At 70.4% G+C, this 22616-nt stretch carries 24 protein-coding genes, 1 tRNA gene and 1 riboswitch; of the genes, 19 read left to right on the top strand and 6 right to left on the bottom strand.

Annotation, left to right across the window (positions count from 1 at the left end; all coding sequences use genetic code 11):
* Nucleotides 1–199: 199 nt before the first annotated feature.
* A riboswitch (cobalamin riboswitch) is annotated at nucleotides 200–453 on the bottom strand.
* Nucleotides 454–595: 142 nt separating this feature from the next.
* The 6 genes from dusA to AC1PME_RS19870 all read left to right on the top strand — a co-directional run bounded on the left by dusA (nucleotide 596) and on the right by AC1PME_RS19870 (nucleotide 7623).
* Nucleotides 596–1615: a tRNA dihydrouridine(20/20a) synthase DusA gene (gene dusA / locus AC1PME_RS19895; RefSeq protein ID WP_481096796.1), complete on the top strand. Its 1020-nt coding sequence runs from the start codon at nucleotides 596–598 to the stop codon at nucleotides 1613–1615.
* Between the two features lie 409 nt (nucleotides 1616–2024).
* The gene (locus AC1PME_RS19890; protein WP_429002464.1) at nucleotides 2025–2408 is read left to right on the top strand and encodes a hypothetical protein; all 384 of its coding nucleotides are present in this window, start codon (nucleotides 2025–2027) and stop codon (nucleotides 2406–2408) included.
* A 73-nt stretch (nucleotides 2409–2481) separates the two neighbouring features.
* Nucleotides 2482–3165, top strand: coding sequence for a response regulator transcription factor (locus AC1PME_RS19885; RefSeq protein WP_003469280.1), 684 nt, complete (start codon nucleotides 2482–2484; stop codon nucleotides 3163–3165).
* 82 nt (nucleotides 3166–3247) lie between these two features.
* Complete coding sequence (locus AC1PME_RS19880; RefSeq protein ID WP_481098159.1) at nucleotides 3248–4618, top strand: ATP-binding protein; 1371 nt, start codon at nucleotides 3248–3250, stop codon at nucleotides 4616–4618.
* A gap of 198 nt (nucleotides 4619–4816) precedes the next feature.
* Entirely contained in the window at nucleotides 4817–6403 is a 1587-nt protein-coding gene (locus AC1PME_RS19875; RefSeq protein WP_307547060.1) for a DUF1800 domain-containing protein, read from the top strand.
* A 29-nt stretch (nucleotides 6404–6432) separates the two neighbouring features.
* Nucleotides 6433–7623 carry a DUF1501 domain-containing protein gene (locus AC1PME_RS19870; RefSeq protein WP_481096795.1) on the top strand — a complete coding sequence of 397 codons (1191 nt, stop codon included), beginning with the start codon at nucleotides 6433–6435 and terminating at the stop codon, nucleotides 7621–7623.
* Between the two features lie 478 nt (nucleotides 7624–8101).
* Here AC1PME_RS19870 and AC1PME_RS19865 read toward each other — a convergent pair whose 3' ends face one another.
* Nucleotides 8102–8890 carry a M90 family metallopeptidase gene (locus tag AC1PME_RS19865; protein ID WP_481096794.1) on the bottom strand — a complete coding sequence of 263 codons (789 nt, stop codon included), beginning with the start codon at nucleotides 8888–8890 and terminating at the stop codon, nucleotides 8102–8104.
* The gene (locus AC1PME_RS19860; RefSeq protein ID WP_254459522.1) at nucleotides 8857–9141 is read right to left on the bottom strand and encodes a hypothetical protein; all 285 of its coding nucleotides are present in this window, start codon (nucleotides 9139–9141) and stop codon (nucleotides 8857–8859) included. Before AC1PME_RS19860 ends, AC1PME_RS19865 begins: the two co-directional genes overlap by 34 nt.
* Before the next feature lie 142 nt (nucleotides 9142–9283).
* On the opposite strand from AC1PME_RS19860, the gene birA reads away from it, so the two are divergent.
* From birA to AC1PME_RS19840, 4 genes are all read left to right on the top strand, one after another.
* Nucleotides 9284–10261: a bifunctional biotin--[acetyl-CoA-carboxylase] ligase/biotin operon repressor BirA gene (birA, locus tag AC1PME_RS19855; RefSeq protein WP_254459521.1), complete on the top strand. Its 978-nt coding sequence runs from the start codon at nucleotides 9284–9286 to the stop codon at nucleotides 10259–10261.
* Entirely contained in the window at nucleotides 10258–10995 is a 738-nt protein-coding gene (locus AC1PME_RS19850) for a type III pantothenate kinase (RefSeq protein ID WP_481096793.1), read from the top strand. Before birA ends, AC1PME_RS19850 begins: the two co-directional genes overlap by 4 nt.
* 120 nt (nucleotides 10996–11115) lie before the next feature.
* On the top strand, nucleotides 11116–11946 hold the full coding sequence (locus AC1PME_RS19845; RefSeq protein WP_481096792.1) for an SPOR domain-containing protein: 831 nt from the start codon (nucleotides 11116–11118) through the stop codon (nucleotides 11944–11946).
* A 102-nt stretch (nucleotides 11947–12048) separates the two neighbouring features.
* Nucleotides 12049–12124, top strand: a tRNA-Thr gene (locus AC1PME_RS19840).
* Between the two features lie 250 nt (nucleotides 12125–12374).
* On the opposite strand, the gene AC1PME_RS19835 is transcribed toward AC1PME_RS19840, so the two are convergent.
* Entirely contained in the window at nucleotides 12375–12728 is a 354-nt protein-coding gene (locus AC1PME_RS19835; protein WP_307547051.1) for a hypothetical protein, read from the bottom strand.
* Between the two features lie 398 nt (nucleotides 12729–13126).
* Here AC1PME_RS19835 and rocF point away from each other — a divergent pair, with 398 nt between their 5' ends.
* The 4 genes from rocF (at nucleotide 13127) to AC1PME_RS19815 (ending at nucleotide 14972) form a co-directional block, all read left to right on the top strand.
* Nucleotides 13127–14050, top strand: a complete 924-nt coding sequence (rocF, locus tag AC1PME_RS19830) for an arginase (RefSeq protein ID WP_254459514.1) — start codon at nucleotides 13127–13129, stop codon at nucleotides 14048–14050.
* A 144-nt stretch (nucleotides 14051–14194) separates the two neighbouring features.
* Nucleotides 14195–14347, top strand: a complete 153-nt coding sequence (locus AC1PME_RS19825; protein ID WP_017908941.1) for an entericidin A/B family lipoprotein — start codon at nucleotides 14195–14197, stop codon at nucleotides 14345–14347.
* Between the two features lie 90 nt (nucleotides 14348–14437).
* Nucleotides 14438–14572, top strand: a complete 135-nt coding sequence (locus AC1PME_RS19820) for an entericidin A/B family lipoprotein (protein WP_160966335.1) — start codon at nucleotides 14438–14440, stop codon at nucleotides 14570–14572.
* Nucleotides 14573–14756: 184 nt separating this feature from the next.
* On the top strand, nucleotides 14757–14972 hold the full coding sequence (locus AC1PME_RS19815) for a CsbD family protein (protein ID WP_254459513.1): 216 nt from the start codon (nucleotides 14757–14759) through the stop codon (nucleotides 14970–14972).
* Nucleotides 14973–15042: 70 nt separating this feature from the next.
* On the opposite strand, the gene AC1PME_RS19810 is transcribed toward AC1PME_RS19815, so the two are convergent.
* Nucleotides 15043–15987: a hypothetical protein gene (locus AC1PME_RS19810; protein WP_481096791.1), complete on the bottom strand. Its 945-nt coding sequence runs from the start codon at nucleotides 15985–15987 to the stop codon at nucleotides 15043–15045.
* Nucleotides 15988–16095: 108 nt separating this feature from the next.
* Here AC1PME_RS19810 and AC1PME_RS19805 point away from each other — a divergent pair, with 108 nt between their 5' ends.
* From AC1PME_RS19805 to AC1PME_RS19795, 3 genes are all read left to right on the top strand, one after another.
* Nucleotides 16096–17388 (top strand): tryptophan--tRNA ligase, encoded by a 1293-nt coding sequence (locus AC1PME_RS19805; protein ID WP_481096790.1) that lies wholly within the window; start codon nucleotides 16096–16098, stop codon nucleotides 17386–17388.
* A 287-nt stretch (nucleotides 17389–17675) separates the two neighbouring features.
* Nucleotides 17676–18608, top strand: coding sequence for an MBL fold metallo-hydrolase (locus AC1PME_RS19800; RefSeq protein WP_307547042.1), 933 nt, complete (start codon nucleotides 17676–17678; stop codon nucleotides 18606–18608).
* Nucleotides 18609–18721: 113 nt separating this feature from the next.
* Nucleotides 18722–18883: a peptidase gene (locus tag AC1PME_RS19795; RefSeq protein ID WP_430543912.1), complete on the top strand. Its 162-nt coding sequence runs from the start codon at nucleotides 18722–18724 to the stop codon at nucleotides 18881–18883.
* 319 nt (nucleotides 18884–19202) lie between these two features.
* Here AC1PME_RS19795 and AC1PME_RS19790 read toward each other — a convergent pair whose 3' ends face one another.
* Both AC1PME_RS19790 and AC1PME_RS19785 read right to left on the bottom strand, forming a co-directional pair.
* Complete coding sequence (locus tag AC1PME_RS19790; RefSeq protein ID WP_307547040.1) at nucleotides 19203–19817, bottom strand: hypothetical protein; 615 nt, start codon at nucleotides 19815–19817, stop codon at nucleotides 19203–19205.
* Nucleotides 19818–20259: 442 nt separating this feature from the next.
* Entirely contained in the window at nucleotides 20260–20670 is a 411-nt protein-coding gene (locus tag AC1PME_RS19785; RefSeq protein ID WP_481096789.1) for a Rap1a/Tai family immunity protein, read from the bottom strand.
* A 123-nt stretch (nucleotides 20671–20793) separates the two neighbouring features.
* On the opposite strand from AC1PME_RS19785, the gene yedA reads away from it, so the two are divergent.
* Both yedA and rarD read left to right on the top strand, forming a co-directional pair.
* The gene (yedA, locus tag AC1PME_RS19780) at nucleotides 20794–21690 is read left to right on the top strand and encodes a drug/metabolite exporter YedA (RefSeq protein WP_254459507.1); all 897 of its coding nucleotides are present in this window, start codon (nucleotides 20794–20796) and stop codon (nucleotides 21688–21690) included.
* Nucleotides 21687–22604 carry an EamA family transporter RarD gene (gene rarD, locus AC1PME_RS19775; RefSeq protein ID WP_481096788.1) on the top strand — a complete coding sequence of 306 codons (918 nt, stop codon included), beginning with the start codon at nucleotides 21687–21689 and terminating at the stop codon, nucleotides 22602–22604. The genes yedA and rarD overlap by 4 nt, the downstream gene beginning before the upstream one ends.
* Nucleotides 22605–22616 lie beyond the last annotated feature (12 nt).

The following is a 22616-nucleotide window of genomic DNA, read 5'->3' as shown; positions in this document are numbered from 1 at the left end:
CATTGCGTTCAAGGGCATTGAGGAACGAAGGAACCGCGCGCCGCGCGCCCCGTTCGCACGGACCGCCCGCCACGCCAGCGACCTTCGCCCCCGCGGGCGAACCGGTACCGCGCGGGCAGGCGGACGACGCGGCGCGGCGCAAGGCCGGGTCGCGGTCCGGCCGCCTCCCCGCGGAGGCGCCAGGTCGAATCGGAGGACGCACGGTCCTCCGGCCGGGGCCGGTATTCGGGCTGATGGACACGCGCACCGTGCCGGCTGCGCACCTACTGTCCGTCGCTTCCCAGGCCGGCATGCGCCGGCCCAGTGCCATTGACGGAGGTCGTTTCCATTCACCGCTGCGGGGCAGCTCCGGAATGGGCAGGCGCTTGCGGCGCCGGCCGTCACCGGATTCCCGTTTAAATCCATCCCTTCATCCGAATGAAGCGATGAATACCTTCGGCGAGCGCACGATAGGCTGGAAGCGGCGGCGGGTCAAGCGCCAGGTGCGTTTTCCCGGCAGGTCCCGGCAACGTTCAGCGCGAACGTGTAAGCTATTGATCCCTAAGCCAAGACTTGGCGTTCCGGCGCATGGCCGGCAACGCCGGTACGACGTGCGATGACGCTTCAGCGCCCAACCTCCGATCTCCCCGCGCGCTACGCCGCTTCGCTGCGCCTGTCCGTTGCGCCCATGATGGACTGGACCGACCGCCACTGCCGGGTGTTCCACCGGCTGCTGGCGCCGTCGGCGCGGCTGTACACCGAGATGGTGCACGCCAATGCGGTGGTGCTGGGCGATCGCGCGCGGCTGCTGGATTTCGATGCGTCCGAGCATCCGCTGGCGCTGCAGCTCGGCGGTAGCGAGCCGGCGCTGCTGGCGCAGGCGGCGCAGATCGGCCAGGACTGGGGCTACGACGAGATCAATCTGAATTGCGGTTGCCCGTCCGACCGGGTGCAGGCCGGGCGCTTCGGTGCCTGCCTGATGCGCGAGCCGGCGCTGGTCGCCGAATGCGTGGCGGCGATGGTCGCGGCAGTGGACATCCCGGTGACGGTGAAGTGCCGGCTGGGCGTGGACCAGGACGACGACTACGCGGTGTTCCTGGCCTTCGTCGACCAGGTCGCCGCCGCCGGCTGCGGGTTGTTCGTGGTGCATGCGCGCAACGCCTGGCTGCAGGGCCTGTCGCCCAAGGAGAACCGCGAGGTGCCGCCGCTGCGCTACGACTGGGCGCACCGGCTCAAGCGCGAGCGGCCGCAGCTGCAGGTGGTGCTCAACGGCGGCTTGGCCGAGGTGGAGACGGCGCAGGCGCAGTTGCAGGCGCTGGACGGGGTGATGCTGGGCCGTGCCGCCTACCACGACCCCTACGTCCTGCACCGGCTGGACGCGGCCCTGACCGGCGCCGCGCCGCGCCCGCGCGCGGAGCTGCTGCGCGCGCTGCGTCCCTACGTCGAGGCGCGCCTGGCCGAGGGGCTGGCGCTCAAGCACATCACCCGGCACCTGCTGGGCCTGTTCCACGGCCAGCCCGGCGGCCGCGCCTTCCGCCAGGTGCTCAGCGAAGGCGCGCACCGGCCGGGCGCGGACTGGGCGCTGCTGGAGCGCGCGCTGGCGGTCACCGACGGGGCGGCGCGCGCAGCGGCCTGACCCGGCGCGGTTCGACCGGACCATGGCGGGCGCCTCGCCCTGCCGATGAACCGCCAGCCTTACGGCGCGGCCGGCGCTGACCGGCGTGGTGCCTCGATCGCCGTCGCCTATGTCTTCCCCGTGTCGTTCAGGGATTCTGTTCAGGCGCTCACGGCTAGTCTCTGCGCTTGGGGAGACGCCGCGAAGCGCCTGCCGAAGGGCTTCTCCGGACGCCTGGCGCGGCCCTTGCATCGGCCTCCCGCAGGTTCATTTCACTGAATGCCGCCGGCATCGCCCGGAAAAGTTCAGACCGGATTCACCCCGAAAAATCAAGAATTTGCCTCGATTTCTCGAGGTTGTCTTCGTTTCCACGAGGTGTCGCGCTTCACAAGTTTTGAACGTTTCCGATCAGTCCGTTAGGATGCCCGTCGTGACCTCTTCCGCTTCCCGCCACTACCGCTTCGCCGCTGTCTTCGCGCTCGCGCTGGCGTCGGTCGCGGCCGGGCATGGCCGTGCGCAGCAACCACCCATGCCGGGTGCGATGGCGCCGCCGGAGCGCGACGCGGGTCGCAGCCGCGACTATGTCGGCAGCTCGCTGTCCGACGCGGTGCGCCGCGTGCAGCGGTCCACCGGTGGGCAGATCCTCGGCGCCGAGCGCGTGCCGTTCGACGGGCGCGACATCAACCGCGTCAAGTATATGGATGGTCGCGGGCGGGTACGCTATATGGACGATCCGCAGCCTGGCCGTGCGGCGCCGCCGCGGGCGCCGCGGTCGGGCGAGCCCCCCGAGCCACCACGCGACGATCACCCGTGAGTCCGGATAGTTCGGTTCAGGTTCCACACACCGCCCCGGCCACCGGCCACCTGTAAGTTACTAGGGAGAGTTCATGCGTATCCTTCTGGTCGAAGACGAAGCTCCGCTGCGAGAGACCCTGGCCGCTCGCCTGAAGCGCGAAGGCTTTGCGGTGGATGCGGCGCAGGACGGCGAGGAAGGCCTGTACATGGGCCGCGAAGTGCCCTTCGACGTGGGCATCATCGATCTGGGCCTGCCGAAGATGTCGGGCATGGAGCTGATCAAGGCGCTGCGCGACGAAGGCAAGAAGTTTCCGGTGCTGATCCTCACCGCGCGTTCCAGCTGGCAGGACAAGGTCGAAGGCCTCAAGCAGGGCGCCGACGACTACCTGGTCAAGCCGTTCCATGTCGAAGAGCTGCTGGCGCGCGTCAACGCGCTGCTGCGCCGCGCCGCCGGCTGGAGCAAGCCGACCCTGGAATGCGGCCCGGTCGCGCTGGACCTGGCGGCGCAGACCGTCAGCGTCAGCGGCAGCAACGTCGACCTGACCAGCTACGAGTACAAGGTGCTCGAGTACCTGATGATGCATGCCGGCGAACTGGTCTCCAAGGCCGACCTGACCGAGCACATCTACCAGCAGGATTTCGACCGCGATTCCAATGTGCTGGAGGTGTTCATCGGCCGCCTGCGCAAGAAGCTGGACCCGGACGGCGAGTTGAAGCCGATCGAGACCGTGCGCGGCCGCGGCTACCGGTTCGCGATTCCGCGCACCGAAGGCTGATCGCAGGCGCCGGCGAGCACACCGAGGAAGCGACCGCGTGGCGGCACGACCCAGGTGGTACAAGCGCTGGCGCCCGCGTTCGCTGCAGGCCCGCCAGCTGCTTGCCGCCAGCCTGAGCCTGCTGGCGTTCCTGGCCGCGGCGGGCTACGCGTTGGACCAGGCCTTCGCCGACACCGCGCTGAGCAACCTGCGCGAGCGTCTGAAGAGCTACGCCACCGCCTACGCCAACAACGTCGACGTGGCGCGCGACGGCTCGCTGTACATCAACTACGACAAGCCGCCGCCGGATCCGCACTTCGACCGGCCGGGCAGCGGCCTGTACGCGCAGATCGTGCTGCCCAACGAACGTTGGGTCTCGATGTCCAGCGAGGGTCCGCTGCTGCCCACGGGCGGCATGCTCGAACCGCGCCAGGAAACCTTCGACGGCCCCTGGCCGATAACCCAGATCGACGGCAGCCAGGGCGAGGTCTACCGTTACGGCATCGGCCTGGCCTACGTGCGCCGCGACAAGGAAACCCCGGTCACCATCTACATCATGGAGGACACCCGCGCGCTGGGCGCGCAGCTGCGCGTGTTCCGCGGCCGGGTGTGGTTCAACCTCGGCGGCGCCGGCCTGATCCTGCTGGTGCTACAGGCCTTCATCCTGCAATGGAGCCTGCGCCCGCTGCGGCGGGTGATCAACGAACTGACCAAGGTGCAGCGCGGCGAAGCCCTGCGCATGGGCGATCGCCATCCGCGCGAGCTGGAACCGCTGACCGACAGCATCAATGCCTTCATCGAGAGCGAGCGCGAGAACCTGGAGCGCCAGCGCAACACCCTGGCCGACCTGGCGCACAGCCTGAAGACGCCGCTGGCGGTGCTGCGTACCCAGCTCGACAGCGGCGCGCAGGGACCGGAGCTGCGCGAGGAGCTGGACGTGCAGCTGCGGCGCATGAACAACCTGGTGTCCTACCAGCTGGCGCGCGCCGCCTCCAGCGGCCACAAGCTGTTCGCCGCGCCGCTGCCGATCGAACCCAATGCCGAGGAGATCGTGCGCGGCCTGGAGAAGGTCTACGCGGCCAAGGGCGTGCTGTGCGAGTTCGACATCGAGCCCAGCGCGCGCTTCCACGGCGAGCCCGGCGACCTGCAGGAACTGCTCGGCAACCTGCTGGAGAACGCGTTCAAGTGGGCGCGCCGGCGGGTGCTGCTGAGCGTGCGGCCGGAACCGGCCGCCGGCAGCCGCCGTGCCGGCCTGATCATCGCGGTGGAAGACGACGGTCCCGGCATTGCCCCGGAGGAAGTGGCGCATATCCTGCAGCGCGGCGTGCGCGGCGACGAGCGCGTGCATGGCCACGGCATCGGCCTGGCGATCGTGCAGGACCTGGTCAAGGGCTACCGCGGCGAACTGCAGGTCAGCCGCTCCGAGGAACTGGGCGGGGCGAGCTTCCTGGTCACCCTGCCGCCGGGGCTGTAGGCGCAGCAGCGCCCCCGTGCCGGTCTGCGACCGGCGTCACGCCGCATGGCGGGCCAGCGCTGGCCCGCCCCCGGGCCACCGCCGCAGGTGAATCCCGTGCAAATGTCAGCCGCCTTTCCGACAGTGGCTTAACGCGGCAGGCGCCCAGCTGGCGATACTGCGCCCGTCTTCACGCCGATTTCTCGTCAGGAGCGTCGCATGTCCGAATCCCGGCATCGTCCTGCCGCCGCACGCCTGCGCGTGCACGGCCGGCGTGTGTGGCGCAACACCCAGCGGCTGCTGCTGTCGTTGCTGCTGGTGCTGTTCACCGTCGCCGCCATCGCCGCCACCGACAAGGTGATCAAGCGCGACGACGCCCGCTGGTTGCAGTCGATGACCATCGGCCTGGACAGCGCCAGCGTGGCGCAGTTCCAGCGCGACGGCCGCAAGCGCTTCCTGCGCGAGCAACTGCAGGCCGACGACGTCGGCGACGCCGACCTGCCGGCGCCGGTGCGCGCGCAACTGGATGGCTACGAGGCGCTGCACACGCCGGTGCAGGAGTTGCTCAAGCAGCAGGCCGCCGCGCAGCAGGCGATCAAGGCGATGCCCGACGGCGACGCCAAGGTCGCGGCGAAGAAGGCCGCGCAGCAGCGCGGCGATCTGCTGCTGAACCAGGCGCGCCAGGCGCAGCTGCTGCGCGCGATCTACGCGCCGGACCAGCTGCGCGAGCAGATGGTGTGGTTCTGGCTCAACCATTTCAGCGTGTTCGCCGACAAGGGCCGCCTGCACTGGACCGTGGCCGACTACGCCGACAATGCGATCCGCCCGCATGCGCTGGGCAAGTTCTCCGACCTGGTGATGGCGACGCTGCAGAGCCCGGCGATGCTGGAGTACCTGGACAACGCGCAGAACGCCAAGGGCAAGGTCAACGAGAACTACGCGCGCGAGCTGATGGAGCTGCATACCCTCGGCGTCAATGCCGGCTACACGCAGAAGGACGTGCAGCAACTGGCACTGATCCTCACCGGCGTCGGCATCGCGCCGGTTGACCGCGACGGCCCGCCGAAGTTGCCGCCGGCGCTGCAGGCGCAGTACCTGCGCCGCGGCGCGTTCGAGTTCAATCCCGCCCGGCACGAGCCCGGCGACAAGACCCTGCTCGGCCAGCGCATCGTCGGCGGCGGTTTCGACGAGGTCGAGCGCGCGGTGCAGCTGATCGTGCGCCAGCCGGCGTGTGCGCACTTCATATCGCAGCAGCTGGCCGACTACTTCGTCGCCGACGAGCCGCCGCCGGCGCTGGTGGAGAAGATGGCGCGCACGTTCCAGCGTAGCGATGGCGACATTGCTGCGGTGCTGCAGGTGATGTTCACCGCGCCGGAGATGGCCGCCGGCGCGCCGCACAAGTTCAAGGACCCGTACCGCTTCCTGGTCTCGGCGCTGCGCCTGGCCTACGACGGGCAGACCATCGTCAATCCGCAGCCGCTGCTGGGCTGGTTGAACCAGATGGGCGAGCCGAGCTTCGGGCGGATCACCCCGGATGGCTGGTCGCTGCAGTCCAGTGCCTGGAACAGTTCGGGGCAGATGGCGCAGCGCTTCGAGATCGCGCGCGCGATCGGCAACGGCAACACCCAGCTGTTCACCGTCGACGGGCAGCAGCGCGGTGGTTTTCCGCAACTGAGCACGCCGCTGTACTACCAGGCGATCGAGCCGCAACTGAGCGATGCCACGCGCCAGGCGTTGGCGCAGGCGCGCTCGCAGCAGGAGTGGAACGGCTACCTGCTGGCCTCCCCCGACTTCAATTACCGCTGATCGCGGCCTTCGCCGCACGGAGATCCGTCATGCACCGTCGCCGCTTCCTGCTCGCCTCCGCCGCCGCCGCGGCCAGCCTGCCGTTTGCCGGGCGCCTGTTCGCCGCACCGGCACCGTCGCCGCGTTTGTTGGTGGTGTTCCTGCGCGGCGGCTACGACTGCAACAACCTGCTGGTCCCGTACGCGAGCGATTTCTACTACGCCTCGCGGCCGAGCCTGGCGATCGCCAAGCCGGATCCGGCCAATCCCAACAGCGCCATCGCGCTGGACACGCAGTGGGGCCTGAACCCGCGGCTGCGCGACACGCTGCTGCCGTTGTGGAGCGACAAGCAACTGGCGTTCGTGCCCTTCGCCGGCACCGACGACCTGTCGCGCAGCCACTTCGAAACCCAGGACAGCATCGAGGCCGGGCAGCCGGCCGGGCAGCGCAGCGACTACCGCACCGGTTTCCTGGCGCGGCTGTCGCAGGTGGCCACCGGCACGCCGTCGATCGCCTTCACCGATTCGCTGCCGCTGAGCTTCCAGGGCGGCGGCGACATTCCCAATCTCTCGCTCAAGCGCAATCCGACCCCGGCCTTCGACCAGCGCCAGGCCGACATCCTCGCCGGCATGTACCACGACACGCAGTTGGCCAGCGCCGCGCACGACGGCCTGGCGCTGCGCCAGCAGGTCTCGCAGGCGTTGCGCGACGAGATGCAGCAGGCCAACCGCGGCGCCGCCAGTGCGCGCACCTTCGCCGACGAGACCCGCCGCATCGCCACGCTGATGCGCGAGCGCTACCGGCTCGGCTTCGTCGATGTCGGCGGCTGGGACACGCACGTCAACCAGGGCAGCACCGACGGCGCGCTGGCCAACAACCTGGCCAACCTGTCCGAGGGGCTGTCGGCCTATGCCGAGGCGCTGGGACCGGAGTGGCGCAACACCGTGGTGGTGGTGCTGTCCGAGTTCGGCCGTACGTTCCGCGAGAACGGCGACAAGGGTACCGACCACGGCCATGGCACCACGTACTGGGTGCTGGGCGGCGGGGTCAATGGCGGCCGCATCGCCGGCGAGCAGGTGGCGGTGAGCAAGGACAAGCTGTTCCAGGACCGCGACTACCCGGTGCTGACCAACTACCGCGACATGTTCGCCGGCCTGCTCGGGCGCATGTGGGGCCTGTCGCCGGCGCAACTGCAGAAGGTGTTCCCGCAGGCGCATGCGCGGGATTTGAAGTTGGTGTGAGGCGTTCCTTCTGGCTGCCATGTCGCTCGCTGCGGCAGCGGGAGGCTTCTTCGTGGCTGAAGTCGCTCTCGCCATGGACGCGCGCCGAGCCGGCGCACGGCGCGCGTTTCAGCCAACCCTGCCAGGACCGGTCGCAATTCCAGACTTCGTTCGTCGCGACGAAGGGCACCCATGTGGGAAATGTCCCGTAGGAGCGGCTTTAGCCGCGACGGGCTTTGCCGGGAATGCCCCGTCGCGGCTGAAGCCGCTCCTGCGCGGCAACCTGCATCCGGCTCGATAGCGGCGGATGCGGAGTGTTGGATGCGCCCGGAAGCCGCTTCCACAGGCGCGCGCGGCCTGCATGGCGAGTGCACTGTGGGAGGGACTTCAGTCCCGACGCGTTCCATGCTCGGCTCCGCGTACCGCGTGCTTTGTCGCGTTCATCGCGGCGGCAACCGTTCCGTGCAACGGAAGCGATGGCTCAAGATGCGTTTGCGGTTCAGGCCGAAGAGAACGGCGAGGGCCCATAGAACCGCGCCAGATGCGCAGCGACCTCGGGCATCTCGCGCTGCAGGCGATCCGGCGCGGAGAAGTGGTACTCGCTGACCACGGCGAAGAATTCCTCCGGAGCCTCGGCGGCGTAGGCATCGACCTCGCTGGCGCGGCCGCGGTCCACGCGCGCGCAGAAGGCGTCGTAGCTGCGCTGGAAATCGGCGGCCCATTGCCGCTGCCATTCGCGCGGCAGCAGTGGGGTGCCGTCGAGGACGCCGTCGAGCGCGTCGAGCTTGTGCGCCATCTCGTGCACCGCCACGCAGTAGCCGGCATGCGGATCGTCCAGGTCGGCCTGTACGTCGGCCCAGGACAGGATCAACGGGCCACTGCCCCACGACTCGCCGATCAGTTCGTCTTCCCACTCGTGCAGGACGCCGGCCGCATCGACATGGCTGCGCTGCACGCGGAACGCATCCGGGTAGACCAGCAGTTGCGACCAGCCGCTCATGCCGCCAACGCCGTATTCCAGCAGCGGCAGACAGCACAGTGCGGCGAGCAGGGCGCACTGGCGGGCATCCAATTGCAGGCCGCCCAGCGGCGAGATGGTCTTGCGGTGCAGGAACTCGTTAGCCAGTGCGCGCAAGCGCTGTTCGCGGGGCGCATCCAGGGCGGCGACCCAGGCGCAGCCGGCGCGCACGGCGTGCCAGGTCGCGTCATCGATGGCGGCGGGCGTCGGCCATAGCCAGCGCAACCAGCGTGGGATCAGCGGAACATCCCCGGCAGGAAGCTGTGCCACTTGGGCATGCGCATGCGCGGCACCAGGTCGCTGTCGCTGCCGCCGCCAGTGGTGGTCGTGGCGGGCTTGCCGGTGGAGGCGGGCGCATGCAGCGTCGCGGGCGGCCGCGTCGGGGTGCCGTCGACATCGGCCGCGTCGCCGTAGGCGCAGTCGGTGTGCGGCTTCTCCGCCAGCACGTTGGACGCGTGGGCGGCAGCCAGCGGCAGCAGCAACAGGAGCAGGCAGGACAGGGAACGGCGCATCGTCGGCATCCAGGGCGAGCGGCGGTGAATCCCGATTCTAACGCGGTTTTCGCCCGCTGCAGGGCCAGGCGCTGGGCGCCCGGGGGAGGTTGCCGCATACTTTTCGGTTTACGAGGGCGTGCCGCGGCGCGCCCAGGGGCGAAACGAGGCGATGGAACCGGCGTTGGACGAGCGCGAACTGTTGGCCAGGCTCAGCAAGGGCCCCCTGTCCGGCGATGCCCTGGCGCGTGCCTGCGGGCTGACCCGGGCGGCGGTGTGGAAGCGCATTCAGGCGCTGCGCGCGGCCGGGGTGGAGATCGAGGGCCGGGCCGGCGAGGGCTATGGCCTGGCGCGGCCGCTGGAACTGCTCGACGCCGCGGCGATCCGGGCCGGGCTGAATGCGCCGGCGCGCGCCGAACTGGCCGGGCTGGAGATCGCCTGGAGCCTGGTCTCCAGCAATACCACCCTGCTGCAGCGCCCGGCGCCCGCGCAGGGCAGCGAGGTCCTGCTGGCCGAGCGCCAGACCGGCGGCCGCGGCCGCCGCGGCCGGGTCTGGGCCTCGCCGCTGGCGGCGCACCTGTACCTGTCGGTGGCGCGCAGCTTCCAGGGCGGGCTGGGCCGGCTGGGCGGCCTGAGCCTGGCGGCCGGCGTGGCCGTGGCCGAAGCCCTGCGTGCGGCCGGATTCGCCACGGTCGGGCTGAAGTGGCCCAACGACCTGCTGGCCGACGGGCGCAAGCTGGGCGGCCTGCTGGTGGAAGGCGGCGGCGAGTTCGCCGGGCCGGCGCGGGCGGTGATCGGCCTGGGCCTGAACGTGGCGATGCCGGCGGCCAGTGCCGCGGACATCGGCCAGCCGTGGACCGACCTGACGCGGCTGGCCGCTGGCCCCGTGTCGCGCAACACGATCGCCGCGGCGGTGCTGTCGCACCTGCTGCCGGCGCTGGCGCTGTTCGACGCGGAAGGGCTGGCGCCGTTCCTGCCGCGCTACGCCGCGCTGGATCTGCTGGCCGGACGCGCCGTGCGCATCGACGATGGCGGCCAGGTGCGCGAAGGCACGGCCCTGGGCCTGGCCGAGGACGGTGCGCTGCGGGTGGCGTTCGCCGATGGCGAGCAGCCCGTGCATGCGGGCGACGTCAGCGTGAGGGCGGCATGAGCGACTGGCTGTTCGACCTGGGCAATTCGCGCTTCAAGTTCGCCGCGCTGGAGAACGGCCAGGTCGGTGCGGTGCAGGCCTGGCCGCATGGCGCCGAGGCCATGGACGCGGCGGCGGTCGCGGCGCTGCCGCAGGGCGGCACCGCCTACGTCGCCAGCGTCGCCGCGCCGGCCCTGACCGCGACCGTGCTGGAGGCGCTGCGCAACCGCTTCGCGCAGGTGCAGGTGGCGCGCACCGAAGCGGCGTGCGCCGGCGTGCGCATCGCCTATGCGCGACCGCAGGCGTTCGGCGTGGACCGCTTCCTGGCCCTGCTCGCCGCGCATGGCGGCGGCGACGTGCTGGTGGTGGGGGTGGGTACGGCGCTGACCGTGGACCTGCTCGACCGCGACGGCCTGCACCACGGTGGCCGCATCGCGCCGTCGCCAACGGTCATGCGCCAGGCCCTGCAGCAGAAGGCGGCGCAGCTGCCGGCCGAGGGCGGCGATTACCACGAGTTCGCCGCCGACACCGCCGACGCGCTGGCCTCCGGCTGCGACGGTGCCGCGGTGGCGCTGATCGAACGCAGCCTGCAGCAGGGCGAGGCCTTGCTGGGACGGCGACCGCGCCTGCTGCTGCATGGCGGCGGCGTGCCGCCGCTGCTGCACGCGCTGCCGCCAGCCGAGCAGCGCCCCGCGCTGGTCCTGGACGGACTGGCGCTGTGGGCGCAGGCGCATGCCGCGGCCGGTGGTGCCTGAGGGGGCGACGATGGCCGCCGTGATGCGGCGCGTCCGCGCGGACGCTGCGCCCGCGCGGCCACGTCCCACGCGAAGGCCACTGGCTCTCCCAAGGCGCATCGCACGCACTAGAATCCGGCCATGCTCGTTCGCGCCCTGCTCGTCGTCCTGACCATCCTCAACCTCGGCGTCGCGGTGTGGTGGGCGATGCAGCCGCCGACCTCGCCGTCGGTGCCGATGCCGGCGGTGCCGGCCGGGGTGGCGACGCTGCAACTGGTCAACGAGGCGCCGGCAGCGGCCGCTGCGCCAACGCCGCCGCCGGCCGCGCCCGTCGCGGCGCAGGACAGTGCCGTCGCCGCCGATGCGGCCGGGTCCGCCCCGGCATCGGCCAGCGCGCCGGCCACCACCACGACCGCCGCGCCGGCAACCGAACCCGCACTGCCGGCCGCCCCTGCGCCCGCGCCAACCGAGGCCCAGGCCGAGCCTGCGGCCAAGCCCGCCGCCGACACCGCGGTGTGCCTGAGCCTGGGACCGTACGCGGACCGCGACGCCGCCCAGGCGGCCGTCGCCGCGCTGGCGCCGGGAACGCCGCGTCCGCGGCTGCGCGAGGCCGCCGACAGCAATGCCGCCAGCTTCCGCGTGATCTTGCCGACCATCGGCGGCGAGGACGGCCTCAAGCAGGCCACCGAGCGCATCGTCGCCGCCGGCATCCACGACTACTACCCACTGCGCCAGGGCGAGACCGGCAATGCCATCGCCCTGGGCCAGTACCGCAGCCGCGAGGGAGCCGAGCGCCGCCGCGCGGAACTGGCCCGTGTCGGCTTCAACGCCGACCTGATCCCCAACGGCGGCAGCGGCCAGTCGCGCTGGTGGCTGGACCTGCGCGCCGACTCCGCGACGCAGGCCGCCGCCCTGCGCCGCCAGCTCGGCGCCGCGCACCAGCGCAGCGTGGACTGCGCCACGCTGCGCTAGAATGCCGCGCCTGCCGGTGCGCAGGCCGCGCCGGCAGGCGTGTCGAGGCCCGCGCCAGCAGGTTAGACTGCCCCGGGCCCACCCGCGGGCGTCGTCGATCTTGCCGCTTTAGCTCAGTCGGTAGAGCAACTGTCTTGTAAACAGTAGGTCATCCGTTCGATTCGGATAAGCGGCACCACGATCGTCCCTTCTCTCTGCATCGCGGATGTCCGTGGCGCACCATCGATCCGCTGAAACAGCGGGTTTCTCGCGTTCTGCGCCGTGCCCCACGAACGGCCATCCGCGCAGGGAGCGACGGCGCACTACACGCGCAGCGTGGTCGGCGTCGCGGATGGCAAGGACGCAGCAGCGCAATCGCGACGCAACAGTCGTCGCCAAAACCCGCTTGAATCGCTGCGCAAATCCCGGAGCTTGTCCTGCTGCGGGATCTACGGGCTGCGCGGCATCAGCAAGGACTGCGCGCGCGCCGAAAGCGGGCAACCATGCCGGTGCAACAGGGCGATGGCCTCTCGTGTTCGCCGGAGTAGCCCGGTGTTGGCGATGAAGGTCGTCTTCGCCCGCTGGAACTCCAGTACCACGTTCTCGGTTCCCCATGCCTTTCGGTAGTCCACCCTGGCGATCTCGCGGTAGGGACGGGTGCGCGTGCGCAGCACGCGATACTCCACGTGGTCCGCGTGCAGGACCAGTCTTGGGTTCAGGCTGTTGTGCGCCCACGCGAACCAGGGAAGGAACGTCAGTCCGGCGAACGCGGCCTCCAAGGTGACGATCAAGGGCTTTTCCAAGGCGATCTCCACTGGCGGCGGCGCAGCTTAGCCAGCCGCCGCCGTCGACGTCCAACCGCATGCCGTGTGCAGGCGATTGCAGGCATCCAGTGCGCGGCCCTCGCCGCAAGATTCAGGCAGGCCTGCGCAGCCCTCCGGAAAGGACCGCGCGACGCGGCGCGCGATACGGCGGCCCAAGCCCTTGGATGCTCGCGTTGTTGGCGTCTGCATTGGAGTGTGGTTTCTGCAGACGCGGGCCCTGGCTTCTCGCATCAGCACATCCATCGGTGTCCACCTTTCGCCGACGCTGCGTCCAACACACCCGCGCCTGCGCGCGCCTGTCGCCTGCTGCGACGCGGCGGGTCGTGTCGTGCCGGTGTCGTTAGACTGGCGCCCACTTTTCGCTGGAGCGTATGCGCATGAGGTCGTCCTTTTTGCCGGTGTCCCTGATCGGCGTTCCCACCGACATCGGTGCGGGTCATCGCGGCGCGCGCATGGGGCCGGAGGCGCTGCGCATCGCCGGCCTGCACGAGGCGCTGGCCAATCGCGGCGTGGAGGTGCGCGACGTCGGCAACATCGACGGCCCGCGCAATCCCTGGCAGGCGCCGGTCGACGGCTACCGCCATCTGGCCGAGGTGGTGGCCTGGAACCGCGCGCTGATGGAGGCCAGCTACGCCGAGCTGCGCGACGGCCGCATGCCGATCGTGCTCGGTGGCGACCACTGCCTGGGCATCGGTTCGATCACCGCGGTGGCGCGGCATTGCCGCGAGCAGGGCCGCAAGCTGCGGGTGCTGTGGCTGGATGCGCACTCGGACTTCAACACCAGCGAGGTCACCCCGTCGGGCAATGTGCATGGCATGCCGGTGGCCTGCCTGTGCGGGCTGGGGCCGAAGGCGCTGACCGAGCTGGGTGGCAGCGCGCCGGCGTTGCGCCCGGAGCAGGTGCGGCAGATCGGCATCCGTTCGGTCGATCCGGACGAGAAGCGGCTGATCAAGCAGCACCGCGTCGACGTGTACGACATGCGCTACATCGACGAGATGGGCATGAAGCGGACCATGGAGGCGGCGCTGGACGGACTCGATGCCGACACCCATCTGCACGTCAGCTTCGACGTCGACTTCCTCGACCCCAGCATCGCCCCGGGCGTCGGCACCACCGTGCCCGGTGGCCCCAACTACCGCGAGGCGCAACTGGTGATGGAGATGATCGCCGACAGCGGGCGCATGGCCTCGCTGGACATCGTGGAGCTGAATCCGGTGCTGGACCACCGCAACCTGACCGCGGAACTGGCCGTGGACCTGGTGGAAAGCCTGTTCGGCAAGTCGACGCTGATGCGGGACTGATCGGCAATCGTGCCAGCCTGAATGGGGTGCGGGTTCATTCACGTGAAATCCACAGCCGTAACGGCAGATTCACCGCCAGACGGTAGCGCGGCGACGCCTATCGCCGCCCACCCCGACCACCTGCGATTGCCGAGGACGACCACGATGAAGCGACTGACCACCCTGTTGATGCTGACCCTGTTCTGCGCTGGCGTGCTGACCGGCTGCAACACCGTCGCCGGCGCCGGCAAGGACATGCAGAAGGCCGGCGAGAAGGTGGAAGACACGGCCAAGGATTGCAGCGCGGGCAAGTGCTGATCGCCGCGGTCGATCGCCTGGCGAAAGACCGAGCCGAATGTTTCGCGCGGTCCACGTGGCCGCGTTCCATGATCATGAAGGAGTGAACCTATGAAGCGTACGTTTGCGTGGATGCTGCTGGCGATGTTCTCGGTGGGCCTGCTGGCCGGTTGCAACACCGTTGCCGGTGCCGGCAAGGACGTGCAGAAGGCGGGCGAGAAGGTCGAAGACGCCGCCAAGAACTGAGCCTCGTCTCGGTGAGGAAAACGGGTCGGCTTGCCGGCCCGTTTTTTTTGCGCGGCCACCTGCCGCGGCGTAACGGTTCACGATGCTCATGCCTCCCTGACGCTGCATTGATCGGTCCGCGACGCTGGCTGCGCGAAGCTGCGTGGGCGGCGTACGGCGCCGCTTACACATCACGAGAGATGCCATGAACAAAGACATCATTGCCGGCAAGTGGACCCAGCTCAAGGGCAAGATCAAGGCACAGTGGGGCGACCTCACCGACGACGATTTCGACGTCGCCGAGGGCAACACCCAGTACCTGGCTGGCAAGCTGCAGGAGCGCTATGGCTGGGCGCGCGACCGCGCCGAGAAGGAAGTGCATGCCTTCCGCGACAGCCTGGACAAGGAATACCGCGACTGAGGCGCGCACCGCGCCAGCGTCGCCGACACGGGCCGCATTGCGGCCCGTGCGTTTTTGCGCGTGTGCTGGCTCAGCGCGCCGGCGGGTCGGGCACGTAGTCGCCGGGGAAGGCATTCGGTGCGACCGCCACACGCGGCGGCGGCAGGTCGCGCGGCAGCACGCCGCGTGCGATCAGCCGCGCGCGGCTGTCGTAGCGCAGCTGGGTCCGCTGCATCGGCACGTCGCTGGCGCGCTGGAAGTCGGTCACGCGCGAGGGCGACCATTCGCGCGCGCCGTGGCCGGTGCCCAGACGTTGCCGCACGTGTGCAGCGGGGTTGCCCTCGCGTGCATACGCCCGCGCGTCGGCCGCCGGTGCCGCGGCGAGCGGCGCGGCTGCGCTGCGCTCCGGGATGCCGGCGGCCGCTGCCGGTGCAGGCGTCGCCTCCGCGGGCGGGGCGCCCGGCGTGGCCGCGCGTGCGGCCGTAGCGGCCGCGCTCTCGGCGTCGACGCTCGCCTCGCCCAGGGCGACATCGGGCCACGCCCGCGCTTCGTCGAACACCGCCATGCCGATCACGCCGACGTTGCGCGGGCGCCCGGTGCGTGCGGCATAGCTGTCGTCCAGGTCGGTGAACACGAACTGCGCCACGTCCTCGGACGATTTGCGCCAGCCGGCGATCTCGGTACGTTGCCACGGCGCCAGCACATAGCCGCGCTGGTCGCTGGCCGCGGTCTGGCCGCTGACTGCGTTGACACCGTCCACCGACAGCACCACCAGCACCCGTGCGCCGGTCAGGTTGGTCAGGCGCAGCGCATAGCGGTGGCCGGGCGTGGCGGCGATCCAGCGCTCGCCACGCCAGGCATGCGCGGGCAGCGGCGCATCGTCGGCATCGCGATCGATCACCTGCAACTGCACCGCCGGCGCCGAGGCGGGCGGCGCAGACCATGGACGGAAGCCGCACAGCCCGCCGATGCACAGCAGGGCGAAGGCGAGCACGGCGAGGCAACGGCGGGGTAGGAACGTAGCAAGAGCATGCATCGCGGGGACTCCAGGACGGGGACGCTGGATTGAACGACCCACGCGCCGGAACGGGGTTGGCGCGCAGCGGGTAAACTCGCCGGGTTTCCCCCAGACTGTCCCTTCCGCATGACCACCCGCGTTCTCACCGGCATCACCACCTCCGGCACGCCGCACCTGGGCAACTACGTCGGCGCCATTCGCCCCGCGCTACAGGCCAGCCGGCGCCCCGGCATCGAGAGTTTCTTCTTCCTGGCGGACCTGCACAGCCTGATCAAGGCGCAGGACCCGGCGCGCACCCAGCGCTCGACCCTGGAGATCGCGGCGACCTGGCTGGCGGCGGGCCTGGACCCGGCGCAGGTGTGGTTCTACCGTCAGTCGGACGTGCCGGAGACCAACGAGCTGACCTGGTTCCTGACCTGCGTCGCCGGCAAGGGCATCCTCAACCGGGCGCACGCCTACAAGGCGGCGGTGGACAAGAACCGCGCCGAGGGCGAGGACGACGATGCCGGGGTCACCGCCGGATTGTTCATGTATCCGGTGCTGATGGCCGCCGACATCCTGCTGTTCAAAGCGCAGCAGGTGCCGGTGGGCCGCGACCAGATCCAGCACATCGAGATGGCGCGCGATTTCGCGCAGCGCTTCAACCACGTCTACGGCCGCGAGCACTTCGTCCTGCCCGACGCGCTGATCGACGAGCAGGTGGCGACGCTGCCCGGATTGGACGGGCGCAAGATGAGCAAGAGCTACGACAACACCATTCCGCTGTTCGCTCCGCGCGAGGAGTTGAAGAAGCGGGTGTTCGCCATCGTCACCGATTCGCGCGCGCCCGGCGAGCCGAAGGACACCGAAGGCTCGGCGCTGTTCCAGCTGTACCAGGCCTTCGCCAGCGCCGAGGAGACCGCCGCGTTCGCGCAGGCGTTCGCCGCCGGCATCGGCTGGGGCGAGGCCAAGCAGCAGTTGTTCGAGCGCATCGATGCCGAGATCGCGCCGATGCGGGGGCGCTACGAGGCGCTGATGGCGCGCCCGCAGGATATCGAGGCGATCCTGCGCGACAACGCGCAGCGCCTGCGCGAACGCTATGCGATCCCGTTCCTGGCCGAGCTGCGGCACGCGGTGGGCCTGCGCGACCTGGCGGCGCAGGCCGGCGACGCTGCCGCAGCGACGACGGCCAAGCCGGCGCTGCCGAGCTTCAAGCAGTACCGCGAGGCCGACGGCCAGTTCTATTTCAAGCTGCTCGATGGCGAAGGCACGCTGCTGCTGCAGAGCGGCGGCTTCGCCTCGCCGCGCGATGCCGGTCAGACCATCGCCGCGCTCAAGCAGGCCGCGCAGGCCGAGGCGCTGCAGGCGGCGCCGGTGACCCTGGAAGCATCGGCCGAGACGGTGCTGGCGGCGCTGGCGCGGTTGCGCGAGGCGGGCTGAGCGCTCGCACGGTGGTCCGTCGTAGGAGCGGCTTCAGCTGCGACGCTTTGGCGTTGAAGCGCCGCGGCTGAAGCCGCTCCTACAGACAAACGACGCGTTCCATTGCGACATCCGAAGCGCGCGTGTTTGCTGGTCGCATGCAGTCGGGACTGACGTCCCTCCCACACTGGGCTGTCACGGTCTGCGGCGGTTCCGGCATTCGTCCTCATCCGGCCCTTGCCGCCCGGGACTGGCGGCGCCCTCCATACCGCCTAGAATGGAGGCTCGCCCAGCCACGCTTCTGCGCCATGCCACGCGACTCCAGCATCCATCTCGTCGATACCGGCTTTCAGCGCGCGCAGTTCGATGCCGCCTACCTGATCGTGGAGAACGGGCGCGGCGCCTTCGTCGACTGCGGCACCAGCCATGCCGTGCCGGTGCTGTTGGACGCAGTGGCGAATGCTGGCCTGGCGCCAGGCCAGGTGGATTGGTTGATCCTCACCCACGTGCACCTGGACCACGCCGGCGGCGCCGGCGCGCTGCTGCAGCACTTGCCGAATGCGCGGCTGCTGGTGCATCCGCGCGGTGCCCCGCACATGATCGATCCGGCGCGGCTGATCGCCGGCGCCACCGCGGTGTACGGCGAGGCGGAGATGGCACGCAGCTACGGCCGCATCGTGCCGGTGCCGGCCGCGCGCGTGGTGGTGGCCGAGGACGGCCATCGCGTGTCGCTGGGCGCGCGCGAGCTACTGTGCATCGACACTCCGGGCCACGCCCGCCATCACCTGTGCGTGTGGGACGCGCGCAGCCGCAGCTGGTTCAGCGGCGACACCTTCGGCCTGTCCTATCGCGAACTGGACAGCGCGCGCGGCGCGTTCGCGATCCCGACCTCATCGCCGGTGCAGTTCGAACCTGAGGCGATGCAGGCGTCGATCCAGCGCATGCTCGGCTACGCGCCGCAGACGCTGTATCTCACCCACTACGGTCCGGTGGAGGGCGCCGACACGCTGGCGGCCGAATTGCAGGAGCAGCTGGAGGCGATGGTGGCGATCGCGCGCGGCTGCGACGGCCGCTCCGACCGCCATCGTTGCCTGGTCGCGGCGCTGACCGCGCTGTACCTGGAACGGGCGCGGCTGCATGGCTGCCCGTTGGACGACGCCGGCGTGGAGCGCGTGCTGCACATGGACATCGAACTCAACGCGCAGGGCCTGGCCTGCTGGCTGGACCGCCCCGTGCGCTGAACGGCACCTCGCCTCGCGCACGCGAAAACGTCGCCGCGCTGTCTCGGCGCGATGCCATTCTCTACACTGTGCGGCCCGCTTGTTGCCAGGTCGTGACCGTGAACCCGATGCGCATGTTGCTGCTGTCCGCTTCCCTGTTCATGGGAGATGCGGCACAGGCGGCCAACGATGCACTGGCTGGCGAGACGGGCGGCGACGCCGACGCACTGGAGCGGCATGCATTGCCGGCGGCGTGCGATGCCTCTGAAGGCCGTGGCCCGGCGATGCCGGGCTGAGCGATTTTGCAGGAAGACGATGCCGGGTCTGAGGCACGCTGGCCACCACGGCAAGTCGGTTGCGCAGTGCTGGCGCCTGTTGGCGATGGCCGCCGACGCGCACGGTTGTGCTGGGTGTCGCGGCAGAAGGGACTTCCCAATAGTGCTGCGGGGTCATCCGTAGGAGCGGCTTCAGCCGCGACGGGCGTTACCGGTCACGCCTGTTGCGGCTGACGCCGCTCCTACGGGGGGACGATGCGCTGTCGGGCGAGTCGTGACGAGAAGGGCCACTGACCGGTCAGACGCACGCTGGCGCTGCAGGGCGGCCGCCGCTCAGCGCTCAGGCGGTGGTATCGATCAATCCGCCGACGATGCCCTGATTGAGCAGGTCGCCGGTCACCGTGCCGCTGAGGCTGGGGTTGGACTGCAGCAGGGACGACAGCTGCGGGGTCAGGCCCTGGCTGCTGAAGACACCATTGGCGTTGTACAAGCCGGGCATCGACGGCGGCGCGCTGATGGTCCCGAGCAGGCCCTGGTCGTACGTCTGGGTGGCCTGGTCGAGGGTGGGATACGGCGAGGTGGTCGTCGAGGTCGCGGTGCCGGTGCCGCTGGTCGACGTCGAGGGATCGGTGCTGGACCCGGAGGTGCCGGTGGTCGTGGTCGAACGCGCGTCGCTCGGGCCCGCGCTGACGATGCTGTTGAACAGCCCGGCTGCGTTGTAGGTCAGGCCCGTGTCGGCCGGGATGGTCCCCGCGAGGCCGCCGAGGCCGAAGATCACCGAGGCGTCGCCGGACAGTTCCACGGCCTGCTGCACGGCGGCCGGGTCGTTGCTGCTGACGACCGGATTGCCGGCCTGGGCCGCGTCGCTGGAGGCGCCGGGGCTGGAAAAACCATACGGCGAGGCCCCATACGGAGTGACGGTGCCCAGCGGCGACAGTGCGGTATCGATGGCCATGGCGGTGCTCGGCGAGCAGGTGTATGTGCGTACAGATACGCCCGTGCGGCTGAACCGTCTCTTAGGTATTTCGGGTGACCGCGAAGCGCCGGAGCAGGTGCCAGCCGCGTCGGCATGGACGTCCATTGATCGGCGAAGACGTCAGTGCCGGAACTGCATTGAGCAGCACAGTCCTTGCGCGAGACCGATCGCGTTTCCTCCGCGGGAGCGCAGCGCGGGACGGCCGCGCACAGGGCGGCCACTGACGCGACGCGGCACGCTCGTACTGGCCTGCAACACCGGCCTGGTGGTGCGGGTGGAACGCCGGGCGCCGCTGCGGCGGGTGGCGGCCGGCTGTGCTGCCACGGTGAATGACCTGCCGGCACCCACTACGGTTATCGTGCCAGCTGTGGCGAATCACGGTCTCGCCGCGCCGACGCGACCCCGCAGGCAGTCGGGCGCCTCAGCGCGATGGGCGGCGCGGCGTGGACTTGCAGGGATACCGTTTGGCCAAGGCCTGCACGACCAGGTCGCTGGCGCGCGCGTCCAGGCGCGCGTCGGGCAGCGCGGCGAGATCGGCGACCAGTGCCTGGATATCCGGTGGGCCGGACTGGCCGGCCGGTCGGCACCATCGTGCGCCCTCGCTGCCGGCGGCGATGCCGAGCATGTAGGCCGCCGCCATGCGCGAGGACACCATGACCCGCAGTTCCTGCGGTTGCTGCGGGCCCAGGTCGGCCGCCAGGGAGCCGTCCAGCGGGGCTTCCAGCAACTGGTGTCCGTTCAAGTCCCAGGGGGCAGCCGGCGGGCGCGCTGCGCTGTTGCTGCTGAGCGCGGCCAGCAAGGGCAGCGCGAGCCAGGTGCGGTGTGATGCCATACGCGACTCCTTTCTCGACGAGTGACCTGCGCGCCGCGGCGGCGAGAACGCGCGGGTGATCCGGCGTGTGCGCAGAGCAGGTGCTCTAGAATAGCCGCCCCCCGCTGTCTCTGGGACCGCCCGATGCCTTCCGCTCCTGTCGCTGCCGCGCCTGCGCGCGGCGGCTTCGTCGTTCTCGCCCTGTTCCTGGTCTATGTGGTCTGGGGCTCGACCTATCTGGCGATTCGTTTCGCCCTGGAAGGCGGCGCGCCGCCGCTGAGCGTGGTGTCGGGCACCCGCTTCGTGATCGCCGGCAGCGTGCTGTACGCGGTGCTGCGCTGGCGCGGCGTGGCCGCGCCCACGCGCGCGCAGTGGCGGCCGCTGGCCATGCTCGGCGCGCTGATGCTGGTCTGCGGCAACGGCCTGGTGGTGCTGGCCGAGCGCCAGGTGTCCTCGGGGCTGGCGGCGGTGGCGGTGGCCTCGGTGCCGCTGTGGATGGCGCTGTTCGGCACGCTGCGCGGCCACCACGCCAGCCGCGGCGAATGGCTGGGCATCGTGGTCGGCTTCGCCGGGGTGGTGTGGCTCAATGCCGGCAGCAGCCTCACTGCCAGCCCGCTGGGCCTGGTGCTGCTGTTGATCGCGCCGATCGGCTGGGCGTTCGGCTCGGTGTGGTCGCGCGGGCGCGATCTGCCGATGCCTTTCATGGCCGCGGCCGGGCAGATGCTGTGTGGCGGCGCCATGCTGGTGGCGATCGGCCTGCTCAGCGGCGAACGCCTGCACGCCCTGCCGAGCGCGCAGGGGATGCTGGCGGTGGCCTACCTGTGCGTGTTCGGCTCGATCGTCGCCTTCACCGCCTACGTGTGGCTGCTGCAGAACGTGCGCCCGGCGCTGGCCGGCAGCTATGCCTACGTCAATCCGGTGATCGCGGTGGCGCTGGGCAGTTGGCTCGGCAGCGAACGCTTCAGCGCCAGCGATTTCGGTGCGATGGCAGTGATCCTGGCCGGCGTGGTGGTGATCACCTTGGCGAGGACCCGGCGATGACCGCGGCCGCCGGGCAGGACGCGCGGCGCGGCCTGTGGATCACCGCGGCGACCTTCGCGCTGTGGGGCGTGGTGCCGGTGTACTGGCACCTGCTGCAGGCGGTGCCGTCGCCGCACATCATCGCCCACCGCATCGTCTGGAGCACGCTGCTGGTGGTGGCCTGGCTGGTGTACAGCGCGCGCCTGCAGTGGTGGCGGCGCATCGCCGCGCAGCCGCGCGCGCTGGCCACGCTGGCGCTGAGCAGTGTGGCGATCGCCTTCAACTGGGGCCTGTACATCTGGGCGGTCAATGCCGGCCACGTGATCGAGACCAGCCTCGGCTATTTCATCAATCCGCTGGTCAACGTGCTGCTCGGCGTGCTGGTGCTGCGCGAGCGGCTGCGTCCGCTGCAATGGCTGGCAGTGGCCTGCGCCGCGCTCGGCGTGGCCTGGCTGACGGTCGACGCCGGCACGCTGCCGTGGATCGCGCTGGGCCTGGCCGGCTCGTTCGGGCTGTACGGCCTGTTGCGCAAGCTGGTGCAGGTGGATGCGGTGGCCGGGCTGGGCGTGGAGAGCCTGTACCTGTTCCTGCCGGCGCTGGGCTTCGTGCTGTGGGGCGAGGCCGGCCACGGCGGCGGCTTTACCGGCGGCTGGGGCTGGCGCAACGACCTGCTGCTGGCGTTCGGCGGCGTGGTGACCGCGGTGCCGCTGATCGGCTTCGCCTACGGTGTGCGGCGCATCCCGCTGTCGCTGGTGGGCCTGCTGCAGTACATCGCGCCGAGCCTGCAACTGCTGCTGGGCGTGTGGTTCTTCCGCGAGCCGTTCGATGCCGGCAAGGCCATCGGCTTCGCCGCGATCTGGATCGGGTTGTTGCTGTTCGCCGGTGAGAGCTTGTGGCGGTCGGGCGTGTGGCGGCGAGCGGGGATTAGGGATTAGGAATTCGGGATT

Source organism: Xanthomonas sp. NCPPB 901 (assembly GCF_056725085.1).
The sequence above is the reverse complement of the archived record's forward strand: the minus strand, read 5'-3'. Positions and strand labels throughout refer to the sequence as shown.